Origin of the sequence: Tahibacter amnicola (assembly GCF_025398735.1) — a bacterium.
GTDB lineage: Bacteria > Pseudomonadota > Gammaproteobacteria > Xanthomonadales > Rhodanobacteraceae > Tahibacter > Tahibacter amnicola.
Window position 1 is genome coordinate 148,229 of sequence record NZ_CP104694.1, and the last position, 26,885, is coordinate 175,113.

At 67.3% G+C, this 26,885-nt stretch carries 10 protein-coding genes; 1 reads left to right on the forward strand and 9 read right to left on the reverse strand.

Annotation, left to right across the window (positions count from 1 at the left end; all coding sequences use genetic code 11):
• Positions 1–7 precede the first annotated feature (7 nt).
• Positions 8–904 carry a GGDEF domain-containing protein gene (locus N4264_RS00590; RefSeq protein WP_261695147.1) on the reverse strand — a complete coding sequence of 299 codons (897 nt, stop codon included), beginning with the start codon at positions 902–904 and terminating at the stop codon, positions 8–10.
• Between the two features lie 189 nt (positions 905–1,093).
• On the opposite strand from N4264_RS00590, the gene N4264_RS00595 reads away from it, so the two are divergent.
• Positions 1,094–4,225 carry a WD40/YVTN/BNR-like repeat-containing protein gene (locus tag N4264_RS00595; RefSeq protein WP_261695148.1) on the forward strand — a complete coding sequence of 1,044 codons (3,132 nt, stop codon included), beginning with the start codon at positions 1,094–1,096 and terminating at the stop codon, positions 4,223–4,225.
• On the opposite strand, the gene N4264_RS00600 is transcribed toward N4264_RS00595, so the two are convergent.
• From N4264_RS00600 to N4264_RS00635, 8 genes are read right to left on the reverse strand one after another with little or no spacing between them, the layout of a single operon-like run.
• A complete protein-coding gene (locus tag N4264_RS00600; protein ID WP_261697552.1) occupies positions 4,121–5,425 on the reverse strand; it encodes a vanadium-dependent haloperoxidase in 1,305 nt (434 codons plus the stop codon). The genes N4264_RS00595 and N4264_RS00600 overlap by 105 nt on opposite strands.
• Entirely contained in the window at positions 5,425–6,027 is a 603-nt protein-coding gene (locus N4264_RS00605) for an ankyrin repeat domain-containing protein (protein WP_261695149.1), read from the reverse strand. Before N4264_RS00605 ends, N4264_RS00600 begins: the two co-directional genes overlap by 1 nt.
• Positions 6,024–6,614: a DsbA family protein gene (locus tag N4264_RS00610; RefSeq protein WP_261695150.1), complete on the reverse strand. Its 591-nt coding sequence runs from the start codon at positions 6,612–6,614 to the stop codon at positions 6,024–6,026. The genes N4264_RS00605 and N4264_RS00610 overlap by 4 nt, the downstream gene beginning before the upstream one ends.
• Before the next feature lie 49 nt (positions 6,615–6,663).
• Entirely contained in the window at positions 6,664–7,242 is a 579-nt protein-coding gene (locus N4264_RS00615; protein ID WP_261695151.1) for a hypothetical protein, read from the reverse strand.
• A 10-nt stretch (positions 7,243–7,252) separates the two neighbouring features.
• Positions 7,253–11,341 carry a carboxypeptidase regulatory-like domain-containing protein gene (locus N4264_RS00620; protein ID WP_261695152.1) on the reverse strand — a complete coding sequence of 1,363 codons (4,089 nt, stop codon included), beginning with the start codon at positions 11,339–11,341 and terminating at the stop codon, positions 7,253–7,255.
• 9 nt (positions 11,342–11,350) lie between these two features.
• Positions 11,351–12,922, reverse strand: coding sequence for a hypothetical protein (locus N4264_RS00625; RefSeq protein ID WP_261695153.1), 1,572 nt, complete (start codon positions 12,920–12,922; stop codon positions 11,351–11,353).
• 29 nt (positions 12,923–12,951) lie between these two features.
• Positions 12,952–13,464: a hypothetical protein gene (locus N4264_RS00630; RefSeq protein ID WP_261695154.1), complete on the reverse strand. Its 513-nt coding sequence runs from the start codon at positions 13,462–13,464 to the stop codon at positions 12,952–12,954.
• Positions 13,464–26,615 (reverse strand): carboxypeptidase regulatory-like domain-containing protein, encoded by a 13,152-nt coding sequence (locus tag N4264_RS00635; RefSeq protein ID WP_261695155.1) that lies wholly within the window; start codon positions 26,613–26,615, stop codon positions 13,464–13,466. Before N4264_RS00635 ends, N4264_RS00630 begins: the two co-directional genes overlap by 1 nt.
• Positions 26,616–26,885 lie beyond the last annotated feature (270 nt).

Below are 26,885 nucleotides of genomic sequence, written 5' to 3' on the forward strand. Positions count from 1 at the left end.
CGCCGGCTCAGGTGTTGTCGTCACCGTGGCAGACGCGGTTGCGGCCGGTTCGCTTGGCGCGGTAGAGCTCGGAGTCCGCCGCACGCAACAGGCCGGGCAATCCACTCATCGCCCCGCTCCACTGCGCCACCCCGATGCTGACCGTGACGGCCGTCGGCCCGTTGCCCAGCTCGAAATGGTGCGCCTGCACGGCCGCGCGCACGCGTTCGGCGCCCTCGGCGGCTTCGGCCAGCACCTGCTCGGCGTAGACCAGGGCGAATTCCTCCCCGCCGATGCGCGCGACCAGCTGGTCCGAACGCACCGTGCGCCGCAGGATGTCGGCGACGCCGCGAATCACCGTATCGCCCATCGGGTGGCCGAAGCGATCGTTGATCGCCTTGAAGTGATCGATGTCCACCAGCGCCAGGCAAAGGCTCCGGTGATGCCGCGCCGCGCGCAGGATCTCCTTCTCGATCAGTTCCTGGAACTGGCGCCGGTTGTACAGGCCCGTCAGCGGATCGGAGGTGGCAAGCTGGTAGAGCTCTTCGTGGTAGCGCGCCTCGAGCGAACCCTGCTCCATGAACTTGAGCACGCTGTCGCCTACGCCGATGTGATCGCCGTCCTGGAGCGTTGCTTCCTGGACAGCCTTGTCGTTGATGTAAGTGCGGTTGGTCGAATCCAGGTCGCGGATGCGGTACTCGCCGTTCTCGCGCCAGATACGGCAATGCTGGCGCGACACGCTGCGATGGTTGATCTGGAATTCCACATCCGGCGAGCGGCCGACAATCACGATCTGGTCGCCCAGCTGCACGCGCCGTCCCATCCCTTCGCCGTGGATCACCACCACGCAGGCGGCGCTGCTCCGACCCGGGCGGTCGTCCAGGGGCCGCAGGGCACGGCGCTGGGTCGTATTGCTGTTGCGCATGAGGTCAGTGTACCGGTTGGCCGGGCCCAGGACAGCGTTGCACCAGTGGATTGCCGTGACCTTGGGACCTTGGCAGCCCACATCGCCCGGGCTAACGTCGGAGGGATCGCCGTCCGAACGGAGTACCCGAATGCCCACCCCCTCCTGCGCCCGGTCGCAGCGGCCTGCCTCGTGCTGTTGGCCGGTGCCGTGACTGCCCGTCCTGAACCCCATGCTGCCACCACCACCGCCCAGCGGTGGGCCGCATGGGAAGCACACCAGAAGCTGGTCGCCCAGTCGCCGTTCAACGGCCTGAAGTGGCGCGACATCGGCCCGGTCGTGCAGGGCGGTCGCGTCGTCGACATCGCGTCCGTACCCGGCGCGCCATACACCTTCTACGTGGCCTACGCCTCGGGCGGGGTGTGGAAGACAACCAACAACGGCGTCAGCTTCGAACCGCTGTCTGACCGCCTCCCGACCATGGTCACCGGCGCCATCGCGGTCGATCCGCAGAAGACCGACACGCTCTGGGTCGGCAGTGGCGAACCCAACTCGTCGCGTTCGTCCTACGGCGGGCTGGGTGTATTCCGCTCGGACGATGGCGGCAAGTCCTTCCGTCCCATGGGCCTGGACGACACGGACCGCATCTCGCGCATCCTGGTGCATCCGGGCGACTCCGACACCGTGTACGTGGCGGCGATCGGCAAGCTGTACACCGAGGGCGGCTCACGCGGCATCTTCCGCACGCGCGACGGCGGCAAGACCTGGCAGCACGTGCTCAAGGGCGAGTCGCCCTGGACCGGCGCCATCGACCTGGCGATGGATCCGCGCGATCCCAACGTGCTCTACGCCGCCCAGTGGGAGCGGGAGCGCAAACCGTGGAAATTCGTCGAAAGCGGCAAAGGTTCCGGAATTTACAAATCCACGGACGGCGGCGAAACCTGGACGCGCCTGGCCGGCGGATTTCCCACCGGCGCCAAGGTCGGCCGTATCGGCCTGTCCATTGCCGCCAGCCAGCCCGATACGCTCTATGCCAGCGTCGACAACTGGGACGAACTGCCAGCCGACCAGCAGGAGAAGAGCGACCGTTCGCTCTCGGCCGCGAGCCTGCGCACGATGAGCAAGGAGGAGTTCCTGCGCCAGGATCCGGAAGAGATTGAAACCTTCATCCGCAACAACGACCTGGATACCGCGCTCGATGCCACCGCGCTGATCGACAAGGTCAGGAAGGACGAGGTCACGCTGGCCGACCTGGTGCGCAAGCTCGATGCCTCCAGCACCGGATTTGACGCCGACAAGATCCGCGGCCTCGAGATCTACCGGTCCGACGACGCCGGCAAGACCTGGCGCCGCACCAACCAGCACCCGCTGCGCGAGGTCAATTACAGCTACGGCTACTACTTCGGCGTCGTGCGCGTATCGCCAACCGATCCGGAACACGTGTATGCGCAGGGCCTGCCGATGATCGAGTCCACCGACGGCGGCAAGACCTGGCACGGCCTGAATGATCCCCAGGTGCACGTGGACTACCACGAGCTGCTGATCGATCCGAACTACCCGCAGCGGTTGATCGCCGGCAATGACGGCGGCGTGGACATGAGCTACGACGGTGGCAAGACCTGGATCAAGCTCGACGCACAACCGGTCGGACAGCTCTACACCATCAACGTCGACATGGCTGACCCGTACAACGTCTGCGGCGGATTCCAGGACAACGGCACCCTCAAGGGTTCGAGCCGCACGAAATGGCGCCAGCATGAAGACTGGTCGGAAGTGGGTGGCGGCGACGGCATGTGGTGCGCATTCGATCTGCGCGACGGGCAGACCTTCTACTCGGGCTACCAGTTCGGCAACTATTCGCGCTCCGGCGGTCCGGGCGGCGCGCAGGAAGTGCGCGCGCGCGCGGCGTTGAAAGATCCGCCACTGCGCTACAACTGGCTTTCACCGCTGGTGCTCTCCACGCACAATCCCGACGTGGTGTACCTGGCCGCCAACCGCCTGTTCCGCTCGTTCGACGAAGGGGAAACCTGGAGCGCGATCAGCCCGGACCTCACCACCAGCAAGCAGCGCGGCAACGTCCCCTTCGCCACCATCAGCACGGTCAGCGAATCGCCGCGCCAGTTCGGCCTGATCTGGGCCGGCACGGACGACGGCAACGTCTGGGTGACCGATACGGCCGGCACGCACTGGAAGAATGTCGCCGATACCCTGCCGGCCGACCGCTGGGTCAGCCGCGTCGAAGCCTCGCATCACGAAACACGCCGCGCCTACGTCAGCCTCAACGGCTATCGCAATGACGACGGTACGCCCTATCTTTACCGCACTGACGATCTCGGCCAACGCTGGACGTCCATCGGCAAGGGCCTGCCCGATGAACCGATCAACGTCGTGCGCGAAGATCCGGTGAATGCCGACGTGCTTTACGTGGGCACCGACCGCGGCGTCTATGTGAGCCGCGACCGGGGCAATTCGTGGGAATCACTCCAGGCCAACCTTCCCAACGTGCCGGTGCATGACCTCATCGTGCACCCGCGCGAGCGCGAACTGGTCGCCGCCACTCACGGCCGCAGCGCCTGGGTGGTGGATGTGCTGCCGGTGCAGGAGCTCACGCCGGTGCTGGCGAAAGAAGCGCTCAAGCTGTTCCCGCTCGAATCCGTGCAGGGCAGCCGCGACTGGCGTTCAAGGCCGTCCGAGTGGTTCGACGAGAAGCCCTACCTGCCGCAAATCGAGGGCGCCTACTGGGTGAAGTCGGCAGGCACGGTCACGCTCAGTGTCGTCGACAGCAACGGCAATCCGGTGCAGAAACTCACCTTCGAGGCCGGCGCCGGCGTCAATGCCTGGCAATGGGACCTGTCGATCGACAAGGATCTGGCACTAAAGGCCGAGCAGGCTGCGCTGGCGAAGGATGCCGGGACCGAAAAGGACGGCAAGCCGAATCTGTCCAAGACCCCGGTGGCGGAATCAGTGCGGCTGGGACATCGCCTGCTGGCCACGCCCGGCAAATACACCGTGCGCCTGGAACAGGGCAGCGCCAGCAGCGAAACGGCGCTGGAAATCAAGGCACCCGAAGCGCGCAAGCCGCGCGCCAAGGCGCCCCCAAGCTGCGCGGCAAGGACAAATGGACACGTCCTCAACCGGCGGCAGGCGCCAATCCGCTGGCCGAGGAACGCCAGCGCGAGTCCGCCGGCAAATAAGGCCGTACAGGCCGGCGCTGCGCAAGGCAGCGCCGGCCGTTGCTCAGCGCGATTCGCGCCAGCGCAGCACTTCGTCGGCGATCTTGCGGCCCAGGGCCAGGCCGTCTTCGTTGTCGTGCCGGAAATGGATGCCACCGTACAGCCGTGACGCGGCGGCCTCCTCGGCCATCGTGTCCAGTCGCTCCGCCTCCTGCGGAAAATAGTTGCCCAGGATGCGCGCCGCGGCCCCGCTGAAGCCGGCGTGGCCGGAAACGTACGAGGGAAACGGCGGTGTCAGGATCGGCAGTTTCAGCTCCTGGCCCAGCAGCTTCTTCGCCGCCGTGATCGGCCGCATTGTCCAATAGTGGTATTTGGTATCCCACACGGCGATGAAGGTGTCGGCCATCGCGATATTGATCTCGGCGAAGAGGCGCGCGGTGGTGGCGTCATCGAGCCGGGCCTTCTTCACCTCGTCCATCGCAATCTGGTTCCAGTGCCCCGGCGGCGTGACCGACCCATGGCCGTCGACCCAGAACTTGGCGATGCGCAGCTGCTCGTCGGTGCGCGAGGTGTGGATGGCGACGACTTCCTGCACGTCCTTGAGATACCGCTCGGAGCCGAAGGGCGGCGGAGTCGGGCGGAACTGGTCGGCGCGCTTGAGCACCCAGGTCTTCCAGCCCGGCGCGAAGGGCTCGTCGGGCGGATAGTAGAAGTACGGCGGCGTGGGCTCCCACGAACCAGGACCGTAGTAGCGATCATCGCCGTACCACTGCAGGCGCGATCCGTTCCAGCCGCGCTGGGCCCCGTCGGTTTCCGCGCGGGCCACCACTTTCTCACCGACGCCGTAGCCCAGGCGAAGAGCGTCGAGCGCGGCGGGCGGCAGGGTCTCGCGTGTCGTGCCACTCAGCTGTGCGGCGACCGAATAGGCAATGCGGTCAAAGGCGCGTTCCTCGGCCGTGAACTGATAGCCCAGCACCCGCGCCGCTGCGGCGGATACCACGAGCTTTGCGTCGAGTTTGCGCGCGATCGCCAGCTGGTGGCCGTCGTACATCGCCACGTGCATCAGCGCCAGGCCGCGCGCGCCGCGCGTGGGCATGGCCTTGTGCTTGATGTAGCGCGCCAGCTGGAGGCGGGTCCAGGGCAGCGTCACCGGCTCGGTTTTCCAGGCTTCGACGAGCGTCGCCGCTTCGGATTCCGCGGCCTGCCAGTCGTGAAAAGCCGTCTGCGGAACGGCGATCGTGGTATCGCGCCCCGTTGAGCGGGGGTAGTCGAGCAGGGTGCCGGCCGAAGCCACGCCGGCGACCATCACCACCATGAAGCCGACGAAGCGGCGGAATGACGCGCGCGGCGAACAATGACGCAACATCATCACGGCTGACCTCCCGGTGTCGCTGCCAGGCGCGCCGCTATCTCCTTGCGACCCGTCCGTTCTGCGACGGCAAGCGGCGTATGTCCCGCCGCATCGCCCTGTCGCGCATCGGCGCCTGCGGCGAGCAATTTCTCCACAACCGGCAATGATCCACTGTGAACGGCAGCGATCAATGCCGTCGGACCGTTGTCGGGACGCACATCCGTGCGCGCTTTCTGGCCCAACAGGATGTCCACGATAGCGGCACGCCCGTGGTAGGACGCGTTGATCAGCGGTGTATTGCCCTGCCAGTCGGTCGCGTTGACATCGGCCCCCAGTTCCAGGAACCGGCGAACGAGGCGCTCATGCCCCTGGGCCGCCGCGTTGTGGAGCGGCGTGACGCGGCGCTTGGGTTCGGCGTCCCTGGGCGATACGCCCGCGGCGATCAGCAATTCGACCGTCGCCGCGTCGCCGTCCGCCGAATACTGCACCAGGCGTTCGATGGACACGTCGACATTCGTCGCCTTGAGCTGCTTGCGCGCCTCGCTGCGCGACGGCGTGTCCGCCGCCTGAGCTGCACCGCCCAGCAGCACGAGTGCGACTGCTGCGATGAGCCGCCTCATGGCGCACCGCCTGCGGGCACTTCCGGCCTGATCGAATCGCTCGCCAGCTGGTGGTCGATGATCTGGGTGAACACGTCAATGTTGTGCAGGCCTTCGAGCTTGAAGCCCTGCACGTAGAAGGTCGGCGTCACCTTCACCCCGAATCCTTCGGCCTCCCGCCGGTCTGCATCGATCCTGGCGCGACCGGCATGGCGGTCCAGATCGTCACGGAACCGGCCCAGATCCAGCTTGAGTTCCGCAGCCAGTTTCTCGATGCCACGACGGTCACGCGGGCTGCCCTTGGCAAACAACGCATCGTGCATGGCGATGAACTGCCCCTGCTCCGCCGCCGCCAGCGCCGCCTCGTGCGGCAGCACGCCGGTCTCCGACAGATCGACGGGAAAATGCTTGAACGCGATCGACAGCTTGCCGGCATATTTTTGCTTGAGCGTGTCGAGCATCGCCTGGGACTGCGCGCAGTAGCCGCAGTCGAAGGCCGCGAAGACGACGATGGAAACAGCGGGATCCTTCACCGGCGGCACCAGCGACTGGGCCGATGCCGTGAAGGGCAGCAACGCAAGGAAGGAACACAGAAGCGGTCTGAGCATCACGGGTGAACTCGCTGCAGCGAAGCTGGGGAAGAGAATGTGCGGGTGATCATCGCAGCCGGACGTTCCAGAACCAGCCGGTTTCCGGCGCAATCTGCTTGCGCTGGCGCTCTTCCTTGCGCGTCAGATAAGCCTTGCCCTGCGGCTCGTCCATGGTGCGGTAGACATAGCCTTCGTTCAGCGCGACGGAATAGACGGGCCCTTCACGCACCGCTTCGGTCAGGTGATCGGTGAAACGGTAGGTCATCTCGTACGACTCACCCGGCGCCAGGTGATGAAAGGTGAACAGCGGTCCATCCGTCTCCCCGCTGTCCTCTCTGGGGGCGTACAACTTGCTGACATGATCCGAACCGGCGTAGACCGCGATACTGAATCGCGCCGCGGGATGGCCGTTGAGTTGCACCTCGATCGGCCGTGACGACACGTTCGTCAGCGTCTGCCGCACCGCAATGGCGATGGGTGGGTCATCCTTGGCGGCAGGATCGGCAGGAACCAGGCAGCTGGACGTCTTGAGCGTCTCCAGCAGCACCGTCTCGTGCGTCTGCAGGCAGCCGGCCGACGACGTTGGTACATCCGCGGCGGCCAGCAGGGACGTGACCGCCATGACGAGCGATTGAGCGATAGTCATTGCGCAGCTCCTAGTTCGGGCACGAAGCAGCCGGACGGCTCACGGCCGGACAGCCATGCGTGACGCGCAGATAGTCGAGCAAGGTGAACGCGCCAGCCATCGCCCCCAGCGAGCAGCCGTAGAACGCATTTTCCGGCGTGTGATCACCGCTTCCGCCGATGGCGTTGCGTCGGGCGACCGTATCGTTCTGCAGCTCGATCTGCGCATTCTTGAACAGCACCTTGATGTGCTGCGCGTTCTTGGCCTGTTCCTTGGTCGGGAAGTGGTACATGTGCGCCTCCAGGGCATCGATCTTGCGCTTGAAGTCGGCCCAGCCGTGGCGCATGTAGTGCTTGAAGCGCGAATAGTGCTGATTCTCGTGCGCCAGCACCTCTTCCCACCGGTCATAGACCTTTCCGTCCGCACCAACATTCATGCCGGCCGCGTTCATGGCGGCGACATCCGGATTGCCGGCGGGTCCGCCGGGGTAATGGCTCGAGGCAGAGCGACGCAGCTCGTACTCATCGTGGTTGTAGTGCGTGCAATAGCCAGCCGGCGTCGAGGCCGTGTGGCCGTTGATCATGGCATCGGTCAGCTCGACATAGGGAGCCGTTGCGGGGCGGATGATCGTTCCGGTGACTTCCGCCTTGGTCAGCTTGAACTTCCATTTGCCTTCCGGCGTGCAGTAGGGCTCGATGTCGAACTCCCAGTCCGCCGGATGTGCCGGTGCGGGGTTACCGAACTCGTAGCCACTGAATTCCGCCTTATTGGGCGTTGCGCCGATCACGACGTTCGCATCCTTGAAGGTGATGTCGGTGACAACGCCTGTGACAGTTTCCGGGAAACGTGCCGGGTCCGGCCCGCAACTGCCATTGCCCTTGCAGCGCCGGCAGTAGTTGCTCGTGGTGCATTCCTTGCCGACCTTCGCGATGTTCACGGTGCAGGACGGACACTGCTGGCCCTGCGCCTGCGACTGCTGCTTGCATGGCCCACAGGGGCCGCATTGTCCGCCCCGGCAGCTTTCCGCGGGCGGATTGGTGCCGCAATTGGGTGGCGTTGGCGGCGGGCCGCCGCCCCAGCCGGCCTTGGTGATGCCTGAACCCGGATCACTGACGACACGCGTGCCGTCTTCGCTCACCGTTCCGCGCCCCATCGGTACGAAGGTCGCCAGGTCGTGGTCCCACTGCACGATCGGCAGCGTCTCACCGGGCTTCATGCCGGCAAGATTGGGCATGGACACCTCTACCGGTGGATCAAATCGCGTGCCGGTGGGCTGAATCGTCCAGGCAATCGCACCGAAAGTGCCGAAGCCGCCCGGCGGCACCATGGGCAGGCGGTCGCCATTGACCGGCGTCACCACCAATGGGCCCGTGGTGGAACCATCCGGGAAGGTCACGCTGTGCGCCTTCACCCGCATCGCGAAGCCGTCGAGGCCGGGAATGGTCAGGGTCACGTCGCTGTCGCCACCAACGATCTGCGCCTGGCCCAGGTTGATCGGCGGCAGGTAGATCGGGTGCGGCAACTGGTTCACCTGGCCCTGGATGACCGCCGTCTCGAAGTGCAGTCCCGGGTATTGCACGGTCTGCCCCCGACGGGTCTGGCGGATCGCCGTGCCGTCGACGAACAGGTCGATCTTGCCGGGCGGAACCTGGTCATCGAAGCGGAACCGGCCTTCCGCATTGCTCACGGTCGACAGGCTGGTGCGGCTGATGGAAAGGCGCACGCCGGGCAGCGGCGCGCCGGTGTGATCGAGCACCACGCCCGAGAAGGCCGTCGGGCCGTCCTTGCGTTCGAGCACCAGCAGCTGGAAATCCGCCGCGCCAAACGGTGCGCCGGCCACGATCGCCTGGGCACGCACATGCACATTCCCGGCGATAGCGCCGGTGATCGGGCGCACGCTGGCCATGCCGTTCTTGTCGGCCGTGACGGTGATCTGGCGGCCGTCCGCGCTGACGCTGCCGCCGGCCGCCGACTGCGCCGTGAAATGCGCATCGCCGTCTTCGATGGTGAACTGCACCGGGGTGCCGGTCATCGGATTGCGGTCCGCGTCGATCACGACGGCCGACAGGGGTTCCACCGGCTGGCTGTGCGTCGACACGTACTGGCTGCCCGACAGGCCGCTGACCAGCACCCATGCCGGCGTACCGCGCAGCCCGGTGGCGGTGAACACGACATCTTCGGCCAGGTCCTCGCTCCAGGCGCGCACCATGTTTCCGGATTCCGCCGCCTCGGTGCCGAGCGTCAGCCAGACTTTGGCCTGCCCGCTGGCATCGGTCCGCACGGCGATATTCCGGGCCGCGTTAACGCCGTCGGGCGTATCGGGCTGGGATTCAACCGTGCGGATCGTGCCGGCACCGCGCAGCACGTCGAAATGCACCGGCACGTCCGCCAGCGGCAGGCCATCCGCATCGATGGCAACGATGCGCAACGGCGCGCTCAGGGACTGCTTGACGGGACCGGTCTGGCGGTCGCCCGACAGCAGGGTCAGGCGCCGCGAACCGGCGGCAATGCGCGTGACCGTCACCGCCTGGCTGCGCGCATTTCCGTGCACGTCCGTGGCGGTCACGCTGACGGTGTTGCTGCCCACTTCCAGGGGGACGTTACGCGCGAGGTAGTAGCGATCGGCCACCGTCGCCGTCACCGTGTGGCCGTTGGCACTCACTTTCACCGCAGGCTCCGGCGCGTTGAGCCCGGCCTCCACCGCGTCGTTGACCACGCCACGCACGTCGATGCGCACGGCCGAGGTCACCGCGCCGGGCAGTGGTCCTTCGACGGTGAGCAGCGGTGCCGTCTGGTCGACGTAGACGGTGATCTGGGCCGTACCGGTGCGACCGTGGCTGTCCGTCGCGTTCGCACTGAGCAGGTTGGTGCCTTCGTGCAGGAAATACCGTTCGAAGGTGAAGCTGCGGCCGTCCGCGGACAGCTGCGCCTGCTGCTGGTTGATGGTCACGCCGGTCACCGGCTTGTTCAGCGTGCCGGTGATCGTGACCGGCCGCTGCACCGCACCGGTCAGGTCGGTGGAACCGCCCGGCGTCACGCCGCCGGTGGCCGCGACCGGTCCCAGCGCGGCCCAGTCCTGCGGGCTGGTGAAGGTCACGACGGGCGGGGCATCGTAGGTCAACGTGGTGGTGGTCGTCCGTGACTGGCCATCGGCGAACATTGCCACGGCGGTCAAGGTGTTCTCGCCGGGCTGCAGCATCACCTCGCCGTCGAATGGTCGTGGCTGCTCCAGGAACGAACCGACGGCCGTGGGCTGGTCGTTAAGGGTCACGGATACCGCATCGCTGCGATTGGAACCTGCCAGCAACCGCACCGGCACCTTCGGTTCGAGCACGGTGCTGCCGGGCGCCGGCTGCGCAAACTCCAGCGAGTACGACGGCGCGTCCTCGACGCGGAAGACCGTAGTGGCCCTGCGCACCGCACCGGCACGATTGGCGATCGACAGGTCCGCCGTGTGCTGGCCGGCTGGCAGCGGCGTGCCAGTGGTGTACTGGAGCGTGCCCTGGCCCGGCGTGGTCATCTGCACCGCCACCTGGGACGTGACCTCGGCATCATCGAGTGACAGGCGGATGCTGTCCGGGTCGATCGGACTGCCGGCGTCGTCGAAGTGCGCGGTAATCACCGTGGGACTGCCGGCGGCCAGGCTGACATTGGAGGGCGTGAACACCGCGATGCGTGGGCCTTCAACCGCACGGAAAGTCCAGCTGACACGCGCGGAACCGACCGTCAGCTCCGCCCGGTGTTCGCCGGCGGTCAACGGCTTGACGGAATCGCGTGCGATGGCCGACTCCGTGACGTGCGACTCGGGCGTGATGTTCATGCCATCCAGCCGCAACGTGACAGCGCCGGCACCGGTGCCTGCCGGCAGCGTGTAGCGCGCACCGACGGAATAATGCTGCCCCGCGGACAGCACGGCGCCGTCGCGCGGCGTCAGGCTGTCCAGATCGATCGTGCCGGCGACGACAGGCTCGAACGTGCCCGCAAAAATCAGGTCATCGTCGAGCGCGCCGGCCCGTGCCGTCGGCGGCGGTGAGGCCGCGGCCGGACTTCGCGCGCCGGTTGCGGCAGCAGAAAGGCCCAGCGCAGCCGTCAGCAGAATGAGCTTAATGGACGTTTTCATTCAGTAACTCTATTCAGTGACTTGTCTTGTACGGCCGCCAGACGGCGAGGCCAGGGAATCCGGGAGCACGCCGCGCCGGCATCGCGCCAGAACATCGGCTGACGCGCGCTGCGCGGCCGGCGGCGGCGTCGCACCGGGCCACCCCGGCGGCATCGCTTCACCACACGCCACAGACGCGTTCAGCTGCGCCGCCAGCCGCAACCAGGGATCTTCCGCCGCCAGCGCCTCGCGCCAGGCCGACGCACTGCGCCGGAGCGGAAACACGGAGGGATGGCGCGCGGCCAGCGCCGTCTGCTGCAGGGCCGGCATCTGAGCATAGGCGTTTTCGAGCAGGCGGCGGCCCGCGCCCGGCGCGTGCGTGATGAGTTGACCGCCCAGGGCGGCGCGCAACGCAGGATCCGCCTGCACCGCACTGACGTTCTGCAGGAGCAGCCGCTTGGCGGGAAGATCCCGCGGCGAAGGTTCCTGCCGGTTGTCGCTGGCGGCGTGGAGGAATTCAAACGCCCCTTCCACCGTCAGCTCGGCCGCTGCGGTGCGCCAGACCGCGTCGGCGGGCATCGCCAGCAGCCACTCGATCTGATCACGTCGAGGCGGGCCGCTGATGACTTCCACCCGCTCGTACGCCGTGGCCCATTGGGGATCCCCGGGTACGAACGGCTGCGCCAGCAGGGCTTGCGCGACGGCGCCGCGGTTGGCGGCGACCCAGTCCGATTCGTCCGCTGTTGCCGCGGCGCGCACCAGGTCGGACGCCTTTGCGTCACGGTCGGGCAGACGCAGCAACCAACGCGCCGCCAGCGCCTGGCCACGACGTTGCTGGTGTGCGTCATCTGCTTTCAGCAGATCGTCCACGTGGCGCTGTGCCGCGTCAGCGACTGCGTCGCCCAGCAGCTGCCAGTGCCGCTCAACCGCATCTTCCACGCACGGCGCCTGCCGGGCGGTGGAATCCACCAGGCGGTCCAGCAAAGCCTGGCGGAAGCGCTGGGCCAGGGGAGCGTCTGACCGGATGAAGGGATCACTGAGTCTGGCCGCATTGCAGACATCGCCCGGGGCTGCACCTCCCAGCGCGTCCAGCGCTACGGAATCGAAAGCATGGTCCCCACCCATGGCCAGGGCCCATGCCTGGACCAGTCCAGGAGAGGCTTCCAGCCGGGCTTTCAGCCGCGCGCCATCGCCACCAATGGCCAGTACATGGTGGGCCGTGCCGGCGTCCGATCCGTCCAGGGAGGTGCGCGCCGCTGCCAGACGCGCCAGGGATTTGAGCGGCCGGATATCCATGCGCGCCTGCAGCATCCACAGGGCATCGATCTCGGTGCGATTGCAGTCCGTACCGGGCTTCAGGCAGGCCGCGAGGGTATCGAGCACGTTCCTGGACCCGTCCATTGCCGTCTGCGCCAATTCGAACGCCGGCCAGGTCCAGTCCGGCGGACGGCGCGAGGACGCCAGTCCGGTTGTCGTAAAGGCCAGGAGAAGGCCTCCGAGCAATGCCGGAAATGCGGCACGCCTCCGCGCGTTGCTACCGGCTCCGACAGCACGGACGCGGCACAGCAACGCGGCAAAGGTCATCTGAAGTCGGTTCGACATGGAGGGTCCTGGTCGGCGGAATCGTCGACTTACGGCGCCTGGCGCCGCGCCGCAGTGCGATGCGACAGCCAGTCGGACATCCGTACGGCCACATCGCCTGGTTGCTTGCGCAGTCCCAGCTCCTGCCAGGCCACCTTCGAACCGGCTTCCAGACCGATGATGGCCGGCGTTCCGGGAAGGTCGAGCCCTTCGAGCACCTTTGCGCTGCGGCCGGTGATCCAGCGGGCCTGTGGCAGCAGTGTCTTCTGCCCGGCCACCACCGTCGCTGACGCGGCATCGCCGACGACCAGCACGATGGCGTTGCGGCCCTCGTAACCGGCTTCGCGCAGGCTGTCTGCGAATGGCATGAGATCTGGATCGTTGGCATCGAGCACGACCAGGATCCAGCGATCCTTGGGACGGATGTCGCCGGAGGATTCATTGACTGCGCGATCAGCCAGCGTCACCGGGTCGATGACCTGCCCGACCGGAACGCGGGCCGCAGCCGGGAGGAACGCGCTGCTTGCGAGGAGCAGCGCGGTGATAAACGTCCTGCTTGGCATCAGTGCGTCACCGTGAAGTTTCGAATACTGGCCTTTTCGGCCGTGGAAAGACCGTCGAACAGGCCCGGCAGCGACTGGGCGGCGACCTGCTCCGCCACGTTCTGCACGTCGCCAGCGCCCTGCGGACCACGCACCACGACCACCGACAGGAAGCTGACGGTCTGGCCGGCCGGAACAGTCACCGTCCAGCCCCAGCTGACGTCCGGATCGCCGCTGGCGAAGTGACGGGAGGTCGGCGCAAGCCCGTCCGCGCTACTCATGACATAGCCCGCTGCGCCCCTCGCGTCCGCGGCGGCCGGATCGTGCGCGCGCTGCACCGCGTAGCGGCCGCCGTTCGTATCCGGCGTCACCGCCAGGACACCCTGGGGATCGGCATAGCGGCCGACCAGGCGCACCGTCACGGTGACATCCGACGCACCTTCGTTAGTGAAACTGTCGAGCTGGCGTACCAGGCCGAACTGCGTCGGTACGAAGGTCCGTCGTCCGACGCGCAGGCCGGACAGGCTGGCCGGCACCTGCTGCAGTTCACGGCCACCCTGCAGCTGGCGGGCCGCGGGTGCCGACGGGAAACGGCGACCGTCCACTTCCAGCCGCAGGGTCAGGTCGTCGAACGGATGGCTCCCGCCCGTCTCGGCCATCGCAAAGATCGAGGCATCGCCATGAACCTGGATGGTGTAGCCGGCGATCGTGTCCTGCAGGTAGATCGGCAGGAGCGCTGCGTTTCCAGCCTGCACGTCTTGCGTGGTCGTACCGCCGGGCACCGACAGCGTGTCGATCACACCCGTCGGTTCTTCCCAGCACGGCGCCTGCAGGGCCACCGGCCCCGGCGTCACTTCGGGGAAGGTGTACCGGCCCTGCGCATCCGTGTAACCGAAGAAGTAGCGGTAGTCGTAGCTGGCCGACGGGGCCGTCGACCACAGACGCACGCACGCGTTCGGAACCGTATCGCCCTGGGCGTTCTTCACGACGCCCGTAATGGCACCGGGTTGTCCCAGCTGCAGGTTCAGCGTCTGGGTCTGGCCCAGCGTGGTCAGCGTGATCACGTCGGACACGACATTCTGCGATTCCGGTGCGGTCGCCGTCACCACCACCTGGCCCAGCGGCAGGCGATTGAGCGTGTACTGGCCGTTCGAATCAGTCTGGGCGTGACGCTCGAACCCGGCATCGACATGGCTGGCGATGGTCGTTGCATGGGGCACGGGCTGGCCGCCCGCATCGGTCACCGTACCGCGGACGCCCGAGGTCGGCGCGAAGGTGAGATCCATCACCACCGGCGTCTGCACGTCCGTCAGCGTTCCGGTGGCGGTGACGGTCATGCCGCTGTCGTTGTCCTGCGCACGCAACTCGAACGGACCCGGCGGGACGTCTTCCAGGCGATAGCTGCCCTGCCAGGAGGTTTGCGCATCGTAGGTCTGGCCCTGCGAATCGGTCAGCGTCACCGACGGATAGCTCGCCGCTTCGCCGTCGGCATGGCGCACCGTGCCCTTGACCACCGAGATGTCGAACACGATGTGTTCGGCGTGGTCGCTGGTGACCGTGACGCTACGACGGCCGATCAGGTTGTTGGCACTGCCACCGCGCGTCTCGCCGGCCGGGCGCGCTCCCTGTCCCTGGTCGTAGACCGACAGCGTTGCCGGGCCCGCCGGCAGGCCATGGAAGCGGGCGGTGTGATCGCAGCGCAGATAGCGCGAGACCTCATAGGCACCCGTATCGCTCACGAGCTCGTGAACGCAGTAGTTCCACGTTTCCGCCTCGTCGGCAACACGGACGCGGGAAGTGACTGTGCCGCCCGCGATGTCGAATACCAGGTCAGCCAGCCGGTCGAGGTTGCCCTCGGCCAAGGTGACTTCAGCCGTTGCCGTGTGCTCGCCGTCCTGCGCATGGACCTGGGCAATCAGCGTGATGGCAACGCCCGACGGCAGGTTTTCGATCCGATAGCTGCCATCGGCGGCCGATTCCGCATTGCGGTTCGTCGTGGCCCCGCTGGCGCTGTCATTGACGTAGCGCGCGACGATCTCCACGCCGCTGATGCCATCCCCCCAGTCATGACGGACCTTGCCGTGGACCGCACCGCGGGCCGGGAAGCGCAGGTCCCGCGTCGTCGTCTGGCCCGTAACCAGCGTCACCGTCTCGTTCACCATGACGTCGGTGACCGGATCGCTCACGCGCAGGCGGGCGTTCGCACCGCCCGGCAGGCGTTCGAAGCGGAAGGCGCCCTGCGCATCGGTGATCTGCGCCGACGCGAGCGATTCGCCGGTTTCCGGACGTTCGATGCGCACGTACGCATCCGGCACCGGTACCTGGGCCGCATCGTAGACGTGACCTTCGACGACCGTCGGACCAATGCGGATGGCGATATCCAGTGTCTGGCCGTCGGCCGGCTGCACGACGGCTTCGCCGGTCGACTGCCAGTCGTTCGGATCGCGCAACATGATCACGCCCGGCAGGTTGCTCACATAGGTGAATGTCGCCCGGCCTTCCTCGTTCGTGGAGCTCGACAGGTAGTGGCCCTGGGCGTTGGTCACCCCGTAAGACACCGACTGCGTGAATGGCGCGCCATCGACACGCAGGGCGCGCAGATTGACCGTCGTGTACGCCGGCAGGATCAGGTCCTGCTGCCAGGTGGTACCCGGGCTGACGGCACCCGTCAGCTGTACCTGCCCATTGACACCCGGCTCTTCAAGCGCCGTCAGGCGGACGCTGGTGGAGGGCACATTGTCGAACGCGAAGCTGCCGTCAGCGGCCGAGATCCGCTGCACGTGCAGGACCGGCGAGGTCTGCGTGCGCAGGCGCACCTTCACGCCCGGCTGCGGCGTGACCGAATCCGGACGCAGCACGCGCCCGTGCACGCTGCCGGCGTTCGGGTACGCACCGGGCGGCGACACCGCGCCGTTGCGTGTGGTGCGCAGCCGATAGCCGCTGTCGTAGCAGCCGAAATCTCGTGAAGTGACCGCAATCACGTAGGCGCCGCTGTTGGTCGCGCTGATGTTGGCCAGGTCGCCGATCAGGTTGACCGGATCACCCGTGTAGGCATAGCCACGCGCAATGATGCTGCCAAAGGGCGAATACACATCCACCTGGATATTGCAGCGCGCCTGTGAGTTGCCCACTGGCGCACTGTTGATCCGCACACCGAGGTGGTCGCCCGCCGAGGCGGTAACGGCATACAGGTGGCTTTCTGTGTAGAACGACAGCTCACTGGCGACGCTGTTCTCGGCGCTGATGGCGATCGTCTGTTCGACAGTCTGGGCATCGTCGGCCGGTCGTATCGCCACCGTGCCGGTACCGATCAGCAGCTGCGGCGTTTCCACGCGCAGCTCGTAGCTGCCTTCCGGCATGGCGGGGAATTGCCCCCAGCCATCCGTGCCAGTGTCGACGTAACCGCGCCACTCGGCCGTGCCCGACGGGCGATAGCGCACGTTGGCGTCGGCAATCGGCGTATTGCCGGCGTCCGCGTCCACCACGCGCACGCGCAACAGCGCGCTGGCCTTGAGGATGGCGGTCAGGCTACCCAGTTCACCATCGTTCTGGACCGCGCCGTCGGTCACCGATTCGGCGCTGCTTTCCGGGTGGCGGGCGTGGATCTGGTACGGCCCCACGGCCAGCTGCACGGTGAGCGTGCCGTTGCCGTTGGTCGTGCCCAGGTAGAGGCGACCGTCGATCGTCGGCGAGGTCGCCCAGAGCGAAACGTTTGGTGCGATGGCGCCGCGTGCATAGCGCGTGGTGATCGTCACCGTGCCCAGTCCCGGCATCGCCAGGTCGCGCGAGGCCGTCTGGCTGGCCGTGACGGTCACCGGCGCCGAAACCCTCGATCCTGAGCGCGGATCGGTGGTCGAGACGGTATAGGTGCCCGCCGGCACGGCCGACAGCAGGTAGTTGCCCTGGCCGTCGGTGAAGCCGGCACGGGTCACGCCGCTGCCCGCCAGTTCGACCCACTGGTTCGGCAGCGCAGCGCCGGTGCCCGTGGTCAGGCGGCCGGACACCGCGCCGTTGGCTGGCAAGGTGACCACCTGGGTCGTGCTCTGGCCTGCATTGACGGTGACCGAAGCCACCTCGGCCTCAAACGTCGAGCCGTACTGGATCGCGAATGCGACCTCCAGGCGATAACTGCCCGGATCCAGGCCACCGATGACGTAGGAGCCGTCCGGATTGATCAGTGCCGAACTGCGTCGCTGCGAACCCACGTAGGCTTCCACACTGCCCGCGTACGGCGGGTTGTAGCGGAAGGCGCCGATCACGGTGCCGCGGATGGTGCCGCCGGCGAAGACCAGGTCACGCGTGGCACTGGTGGTACCCGCATCGAAGGTCGCCTCGGCGACCGCGATCACGCCCGAACGCGGATGGTAGGCACGCAGCTCCACCGGCGCGTCGACCGGAATGGCGATGCTCTGGCTGTCGTCACGCAACACGCCGGCCAGGCGGTAGACGCCCGTGGCATCCGTGTACAGGCCCGCTTCACTGCGGTAGCGGTAGCCGAACAGCGGATGACGGCTGTGCACCTCGACGCTGGCGTTTTCCACCAGCGTGGTGCCGTCACCTTCCAGGACGCGGCCGGAAATCTCGCCCGTGAGCGCCGGCAACGGCGGCAGCGTGCTCTGTCCGTCGGCCGGAACGGCGAAGTTGGCGACGGCGTCGAGCAGCGACACATCCAGGCCTTCCAGCGCTTCCGGCGGCAACTGCCGCAGGCGTTCGGCCGAGGCCCGCGCGCCGTTCGCGCTGAGCTGGTTGGCAGCAAAGTGAAGCAGGGCGACACGCTGACCCGCCGGCACGGTGACCGAGGGCCATCTGGCCACGGCCACATTGGTACCCAGGCTGCTGTCGTAGTGGTATCCCAGTTCCGGAGCCGCCAGGCGTGCGCCCGACGCCCAGGGCACCAGGCTCTGGGTGTGGATCTCCTCGCCCATGGCGCCCGACAGCGACAACCAGATATCGGACGGCGTGCCGGCGGCGTTGATCTGGTCGTCGCCGCTGCTCGTATCCACCACGCGCCGGCCGTTCGCCGACGTCTCCAGCGTCACGCCTACGGTGATCGGATTCGTGCCGCGGTTTTCCAGGATTTCCACATAGCGCGCAAAGTAACCATTGCGCGGCACGTAGACCATGCGGGTGACATCCAGCCCGGCCAGCGGCGTTTCCTGGTGCACGGTCACCTGGCGTTCGCCCAGCGACTGCACGGCCGTCGCCGCGCCGGTGAAAGCAACACCGGAGATCTCAAGGCGCGGCAACGCAGCGCCGCCCGCATCTTCGTCGGTGTCGTAGTAGCTGCGATTGGCGTCGTAGAAGGACACCGGCAACGCCACCAGCGAGCGACGCAGGTCGAGCGTGACCGGACGCGTCTGCAGGTCATCCGGAGCCGCGACCGTACCGCTGGCCTGCGCCTCGCGCGTCAGGTTGCCCTGGCGGATCGTGGCGCGCACGGTGTAGCTGCCTTCCACCACCGGATCGGCGGTGATTCGCCCCTGCGCATTGGTCACGCCGATGTCGCGGCGTCCCAGTGCATCCTCGATCGCCACCGTCGCACCCGCCACGGCGACACCGCCGTTTTCGCCATCCACCACGGTGACGGCGAGTTTCGCCGCCGCCATCAGGCGGATCGTATGCGCGTCCTGCTGGCCGCCGGCGGCGATGCTGCCGGTGACGGTGCGGTCCATGCCCGCCGCGTTCGGATAGCGCGGATCACGCACCCGCAGGCGGTAGCTGCCCTCGGGGATATTGGCGACCGTGACACGGCCGTCGACATCGGTGCGGCCGGCGACTTCCTCCGGATCCGTCCCCGGCGTGAGGTAGACGTAGGCATCGATCATCGGCGCACCGCCGGCGCGCGTGACCGTGACGTTGGCCGATCCCACCGCCAGCAGCGTGACCGGCACGGTGACCGGGGTGGCGCCGATGGTGACCGGCACCGTACGGCGTCCGCCCGACACCGGATCGACCGCCGTCAGCATGTACTCGCCCTGCGGCACTGCCACGAAGCGGTAGCGCCCCAGGCTGTCGGTGAGGACCTCGCGCTCCACCACGCGCTTGCCCTTGTGTTTCGGCAAGGCCGCGGGCGAGCAGCCCGTGGCGCACTGGTCATAGACCTGGCCTTCGGCCGCACCGCGCAAGGTCAGTCGTGCATTGCGCGACGGTTCCGCGTTGGAGGTGATGACCGCGCCGTCTAGCGTGCCGGTGGGCTGCACGTCAATGTCCGCCGTCCAGATGTCACCGACGGTGACGCGGACCGCGGCGCGCGAGCCACGCAGGCCGCCGTCGTTCAGCGTGGGGTTCGGGGCGCGCGTGTCGAACAGGAAGTCGTACTCGCCGGCGGGCAGGCCGGCGTAGACAAACGTGGCGTCGCTGGCGATCGGCACGTACACCGGTTCATAGGCGTCCGGATCGTCGATCGAGCGATAGACGCGGCCGCTGGTGATCGAATGGTTGCCGTCACCAACCGCCCTGCCGGTGATGATGCCGGTGTCGTAGATCACATTCTGCGTCGCCGTCACGGGCACGTTCACCACCCGCGAGGGATAGCGCGTGAACGGATGGCCCGCGTAGTAGCCGTAGCACGGCCGCGCACGCTGCGCCGTCAGGGTGATATCCACGCCCTCGGGCAACGCGATGGAATCGGCCGCCGTGAGCTGGCCCTGCAGCACGAAGCTGCCCAGCGGCGGCGGGTTCTGCGTACCGCCGGCAACCGTCGCCACGCTGACCAGAGTACCGACCGGTGTACCACGCGGACACCAGGGATTCGGATCACCGTTCATGCCCCACACGCGGTTGAACAGCGGGTGGTCGGATTGCACCGTGACAGAGGCGCGAAGCACCGGCGTGCGCACATCGCCCTCGTAGGCGACGCCACGCACGGAAGCGGTGAGCGACGGCAACGGCTCAATCGGGCTGGAAAGATCGGCCGGGACCGGGAAGTTGCGCACGGTCGCGGCTTCCGCGCCGGTCAGGTCGGTCAGCACTTCCGGCGGCAATGCCACCAGGCGCTCGGCCGCCGCGCGGATACCACGGCGATTGATCTGCTGCGCCACGAAGTGCATCAGCGTGACACGCCCGCCCGCCGGCACCACGAGGGCATTCCAGCGCTGGGTCAGCACCGGCTTGCCGGCGTTGGTCACGACATTCACCGAGTCCGGCGGCGCCGTTGCACCCGACGCACTGGCAAACACATGCGTCACCGGTGCCATCTGGTCCGGATCAATCGCAATATCGTCATCGACGGTATCGTCGACGATCACCCACTGGTCTGCGGCCGTCACGGCCGTGTCACCCGACGAGGTCGTCAGCACGCCGCCGCCGGCGAACTGGGTGGCCAGGCTCACGTCGACGGTGATGGGCGCAGCCGAAGGGTTGTCGAACACTTCCAGGTAGCGCGCGAAATGCGCACCGCGCGGCACGTAGATGCGTCGCGTGACATTCAGGCCGGCGACCAGCGTCGGCTGGGTAATCGCAAACTGACGGCGCGTCGCCTCCAGGCGCGCGCTGCTGTCGCCCGTGTAGGCCTGGTCGTTGATCGACAACGTCACGCCGCCGTTGCTGAACACGCCACTGCCGGTCGCCAGCTGGCCAGACTTCTGCACGTCGAAGACGAAACGGTTGGCGTCGTGCAGCGTTGCGGGCAACGCGATGCGGTTGTCGAGCAGGGTGAGGTTGAGTTCGACTTCCTCGCCATCGCTCTCGATGCTGAATTCGGCGTCGGCGAAACGATCCTGCTGCGCGTCATAGGCGGTGAAGACATAGCCACCCACCGGCAGCCCGCCAACCCGGAAATTGCCCGTGTTGGTGGTGTTGCCGCTGCGCGAACCGCCACCCGTGCCGCGGATCTGCGTCACGGTGAACGGGAAGCCGCCTGCCAGGGTGGAGCCATCCGGGCGCACGATCTTGCCATGCACGGTGCCCGCCGGGCCGAGCGTCAGGGTGATCTCCACCGGCTGGCCACTCTGCGTGACGTTCACCGTACCGTGTCCGTGCAGCACGCTGCCGCTGAATTCCGGATGCGCCGCAGTGATCTCGTAGGTGCCCTGGGCGACCTGGAAGCGCGCCACGCCGTTGGTATCGGTGCGTGCAGTGCCGTAGCCGGGCACGTAGACCGGCGCCCCTGCCGCCGCGCCGCCACGTGCGTACTGCACGTTGACCGTGATCGCGCCGAAGCCGCGCAGGGTGATGTTCGCGGGCGTGTCGACGTCAACGGAAACGCTCGCATCCGCCCAGCCTTCGGCGTGCGAAATGGCATCGCGCGCCACCACGCGGTGCGGGCCGAGGGGCAGGTCGTACAGGCGGTAGCGTCCCGCCGTGTCGGTGACGGTCGCGCGCTGCACGCCGCCGTTGCCGTTCGCGCCCATGTGCAGCTCGACACGTGCATTCACCACGACCTGGCCATCCGAATCACGCACGATGCCGGAAATCGAGCCGGTCTCCTCCATGAAGACATCCTGCGTCCACGTGTCACCTGCGGTCACGGTGGCGGTGGCGCGGCCGAGGATGGCGCGGCCGCCGCCCGATCCCTGTGGATGCGGAAAATCGGCGAAGAGGAAGTAGTCGCGCGGCGTGATGCCGGTCATGAGGTAGCGGCCACCCTCCGCGCTCTGGGCGTAATTGTCCGGATTGGGCAGCTGGTCGGTACAGGTAAAGCGGTCGTCCAGGCGGCACAGACGGACGCGGGCGCCGTCGAGCGGCGATCCGTTGTGACGTTTTACAATACCGCGCACATTACCCTTGGATACAAAGATGAGGTCCTGCTGCTCGTGGACCTGGCCCGCGTCGAAATCGCCCGGCGTCAACGCCGTGGCGGCGCCGCTGCGCGGATGCGTGGCGATGAGCTCGAACGCATAGACCGGAATGACGTAGTTGTTGATCGTACCGTCCAGCGTCGAACGGTACTCGAAGGCCCCATCCGGGTTTGTGGTGGCGAAGCGATGGCGCGTGAACAGCGGGTGCAGGCTCTTGAACTGGACGCGCGCACCCGGCACCGGCGTTGTGCCGTCGCCCGAGAGAACGCGGCCACTGACCTTGCCGGCATCCAGGTTGGGCAGCGGCGCGACGCTGGAGGTTTCCGGCACCGCGAAGTTGGCGATGGCCTGGCGCTCGTCGGTGGTGAGGTCGTCGATCGCTTCCGGCGGAAGCTGCGACAGACGCATCGCCGCCTCGCGCGCCGCCTGGCGGTCCAGCTGGTTGAACGCAAAGTGCATCAGTGAAACCTGGCCGCCAGCCGGAACGGTGATATCGCTCCAGGTATAGCTGAGGCGTCCGGTCGGCCCGATCAGTTCGTAACCGGCGCTGCTGACACGCTGCGCGGCGCCGGTGCCATCGAACAGATGGCCGGTTGCGGCGATCGAGCCGGTGGCAAACGGGTCGGCGTCCTGCTGGTCATCGACGACGACCCAGCGGTCCGGCGCTGCCGCATTGCTGACGGACAACACCTGGTCGCCGTCGGAGCTGTCGACGACGCGCGGATTCGCGTTCGACGAGCGGTGATGCGAGCGCACCCGCACCTTGACCGTGATCGGCTGGTCGGAGTCGTTGCGCAGCACTTCGATGTAGCGCGTGAAGTAGCCGGCGCGTGGCGTGTAGATGCGTCGCGTGACAAACAGGCCCGAGGGCGTGGCGTCGTCCACTTCGACCATCTGGCCGTTCTGGCTGACGCGTCCGATCGTGCCGTTGCCGTTGGTGAACGGCACTTCGGCATCGTTGCTGCCGATGATCGAAAGCCGCATGCCGGCGTTATCCGGCGCCGGGGCGCCGAAGATGCCCAGGTGGCCGTTGCCGATCGCGCCATTGCCGGTGATGTCGAACGGGAAACCGTTGGCGTCGTAGTAGGTCTGCGGCATCGTCACGGCGCTGTCGACCAGCACCATGTTCACCTCGACCACATCGCCATCCGAATCCACGCGATCGGCCGCCTCCGCGCGCAGCGTGCGCGTGGCATTCTCCGCCGTGATGGTGAAGTTGCCGGGCGGGGCATCGTCGATGCGGTAGTTACCCTGCGCATCGGTAATGCGATCGTAAGTCGTGCGGCGGTTGCAGGTGACATTCGCGCCGTAGACCGGGTCCGGATTGGTCATCCGCACCTCGATGCCCGCCATGGGCTGACCCTGCGCATTGGTCACCTGGCCGAAAACGCGGCCCTGGCCAATCAGCTGGATGTTCGCCACCGCCTCGGGCTCGGTCGCCGAAACGGTCACCGCGGTGGCGCGGCCGCGCACGCGGTCGATCGCGGGACAGGCAAGCGGGTTGTAGAAATTCACCGCATCAACCGTGTAGCTGCCCGCTTCGACGGAGTTGAAGCTGTAGTCGCCGTTCGCATCCGTGACGGTGACGAAGGCGTTGGCGAAGGGCTCAGGCAGCATGCGCACGACCATCCCCGCGCCCACGGGCGTGACGCCGTCGGGACGCAGCACCTTGCCGCGGACACGACCGATCGGCAGCGCCTGCAGGGTGATTTCCACCGACTTCACGTCGCCCGGCAGCAGCGTGCCACTGGCCGATCCGCTCAGGGCGCCGACCGGCGCCGGCTTGCTCGCGCTGATGCTGTAGTCACCGGCGAACACGCGCGGGAACACGGCGTTGCCATTGGCATCGGAAGTGACTTCCGTGCTGGTGGGGAACGGACTGCTCGTGCTGACCGTGACGCGTGCGCCGGCCACCGGGGCCGATTGCGCATCCACCAGGTGCACACGCAGTTCGCCCTGGCCGACCAGGCGCACGTCGAGGTTGCGCGTTTCGCCGGCGGTGGCCAGGCGCGTGGTGGCCACGCCCTTGTCGCCCGTTTCGATCGCTTCGGCCGCGACCACGACATTGCCCATTGGCACCAGCTCGAACACGTAGGATTCGCCGGCATCGAACTCACGCGTGGCGAAGGCCACGCCGTTGGCCTGCAGACTGACACGCGTCGCGCCGCTGACCGCTCCGCCGTCGCGCTGGATCACCCGGCCGCGGACGGTGCCGCTGGCCGCCAGGCGCACGTCGAGCATGATCGATTCGCCTTCATTGTTCAGGCGGCCGGAATTGGTGCCGGCCAGATGCGTGGTCGGATTCACTGCAACGACGGAGATATCGCCGACGAAGACGCCATCGATCGCGTAGCGGCCCTGTGCATCCGTCTGCACGGTGCGTTCGGCATCAAACGCGCCGCGCGTGATCACCTTGACCGGCACGTCGGCCTGGATCGCACCGGCCGAATCGCGCACCGTGCCGTTGACCGTCCCCTTGGCCAGGAAGACCACGCGCGATTCCAGCGGCTGGCTCGGATCCAGGTTGACGATGACCACCTGGCTGCGCCCGCGCTCCAGCGCCTGCTCGGCCTGGACGTAGTAGGTATCGGGCGCCGGCACGCGGAAACCGAACCGACCATTCTCATCGGTCGTCGTGCGCAGGATGCCGCTGCCCGGCGTGGGCGAATACAGGGGTTCGTAGCTGTAATGCACGCCACGACTGCGCGGCGCGAGGTAGACGGTGATGCCGGCGCCAACCGGCGTCTGGCCGTCGCGCTGGTAGACCGTGCCGACCAGGGTGTTGTCGGCGAGGATGACATCCAGCGGGACCGTATCGCCGTCGTTCTGCACGACACCGCGCGCACGGCCGCTGCGGCCTTCCGGGGTAACGGCGGTCAATTCGAAGTCGCCGACCGGAACAGCCGGCAGCACGAACTTGCCGGTGGTGTCGGTGCGGGCGTCGAAGGTCAGGCGCAGTCCGACCAGCGACTGCATCGTGACGCGCGCGTTCGCGTAGACCGCTCCGGCCGGATCCTTGACGTAGCCCGTGACGGTGCCGACCGGGCCGAGAATGATATTGCGCGGTACGGTCTGGTTCGGCTGCGAAATCACGATGCCGGGCACGCGGGCGCGCAGGCGGCCGTCCACGAAGGCATCGAGCGTGAACGGACCATCGGAAATCGGCAGGGTGTCAAAGCGGAACGCGCCATCGGCGGCGGTGACGCTCTGGGTCAGGATGCCGCGTTCGCGGCTGAGGATGCGGACCTGCACGCCCTCGCGCAGCACGGTGCCGCCCACGTCATAGACGACGCCCTCGATCTGGCCCACGGGCTGCAACGTGAGGGTTACAGCCTGGGTCTGGCCGATCGCCAGCTTGCCGACGGCGGCGCCGATCAGGCGGGTCGCCGGATCGCGCGTGGAAACCGTGAAATCACCGGCCGGCACCGCGGTGAAACTGGTCACGCCCTGGGCCGACGTCGCCTGGGTGCGCACGTCGCGGTTGCCGCCCAGCGCCGTGAAGGTGACCTGGGCATCGGCCACCGGCGCGTCGGTCGGCCCGACGACGGTGACGTTGACGGTGCCCTGTCCGTTCAGGCGCAGAGTGACGTCGGCTGTCTGCCCCTCGTTCTCGATGCGCGCCGAACCCAGCGCGCGATCACCCGTGGCTGGATCGATTGCCGAAATCAGGAAATTGCCCGCGCTGACATCGTCCAGCGAAAAGGCGCCGGAGAGATTCGTGACCGCCGTACCGCCCTGCTCCATCGGCTGCAGACGCAGCACCGAGACCTGCGCGCCGGCGACAGTCGTGCCGTCAGCGCGCTGCACCTGGCCGGTCAGCCGGCCGCGCGGTCCGAGGATGTACATGAAGGTGGACGACACGCCGCCTTCGGTGACCGCTCCCGCGACCACGCGGGCGGAGGATCCGCTGGCAAACTGGGGATAGATCCGGATCAGGCCATCGTCAGTCACCGTGGCCATCAGGGCATTGGACACCGAATACACGGTGCCGGCGCTGCGCAGGGTCGCATCGTGCGAAGAGCCGTCAGCGCCGACCGCCATCAGCTTCAGCTGGGAAGTGTCGCCGGTCGTCAGATAGCGCGTCGGGGCCGACAAGGTCGCCGCGATCGGCACCGGATCAATATGACCAAAGGTGATGGGGCCCAGCTCGATCGTCGCCGGCTGGAACGGGTTGGTGAACCCGGCCTCGCTCTGCCCGACCGACCCATCCGAACAGGTGACGCGGGCGCGGATGGCGCCCAGGTTCCCGGGAATGCCGAAGACGGTATAGGTGCCGTCCGGCGCTAACGGCGCGTTGCGGTTGCCCGCCGTGACGACGCACGAGGCACCGGCCGGCGGGACGCCGACGGACTGTGCGGTGGCAGAAACGGCCGAAATGGCCAGCACGATCCCGGCGAATGCGCGAAGCATCCGCCGCCCAAGAGTGTTAGTCATCTGCAGCCCTGGTGGCGCCCCAAACGCCACATGAAATTGTCGCCGCCAGCCCTGCTTACCCGTCGGGTCGAGGCATGGCGGACCTGACTTCCCTACAAAAGCATAACGTTTTAGCCGGCGCCCACGACCCGCAGAGACGGTGTTGAGACAATCTGCAACAGGATCCAGGAGGCCCGAAAGCGGCGCCGTTCACGGATTCACCGCTATTTCTCCGTTGCACCATCGCCATTTGCGAACTGGATCGCGCCGCGCCGGCCATCCACCCGTTAC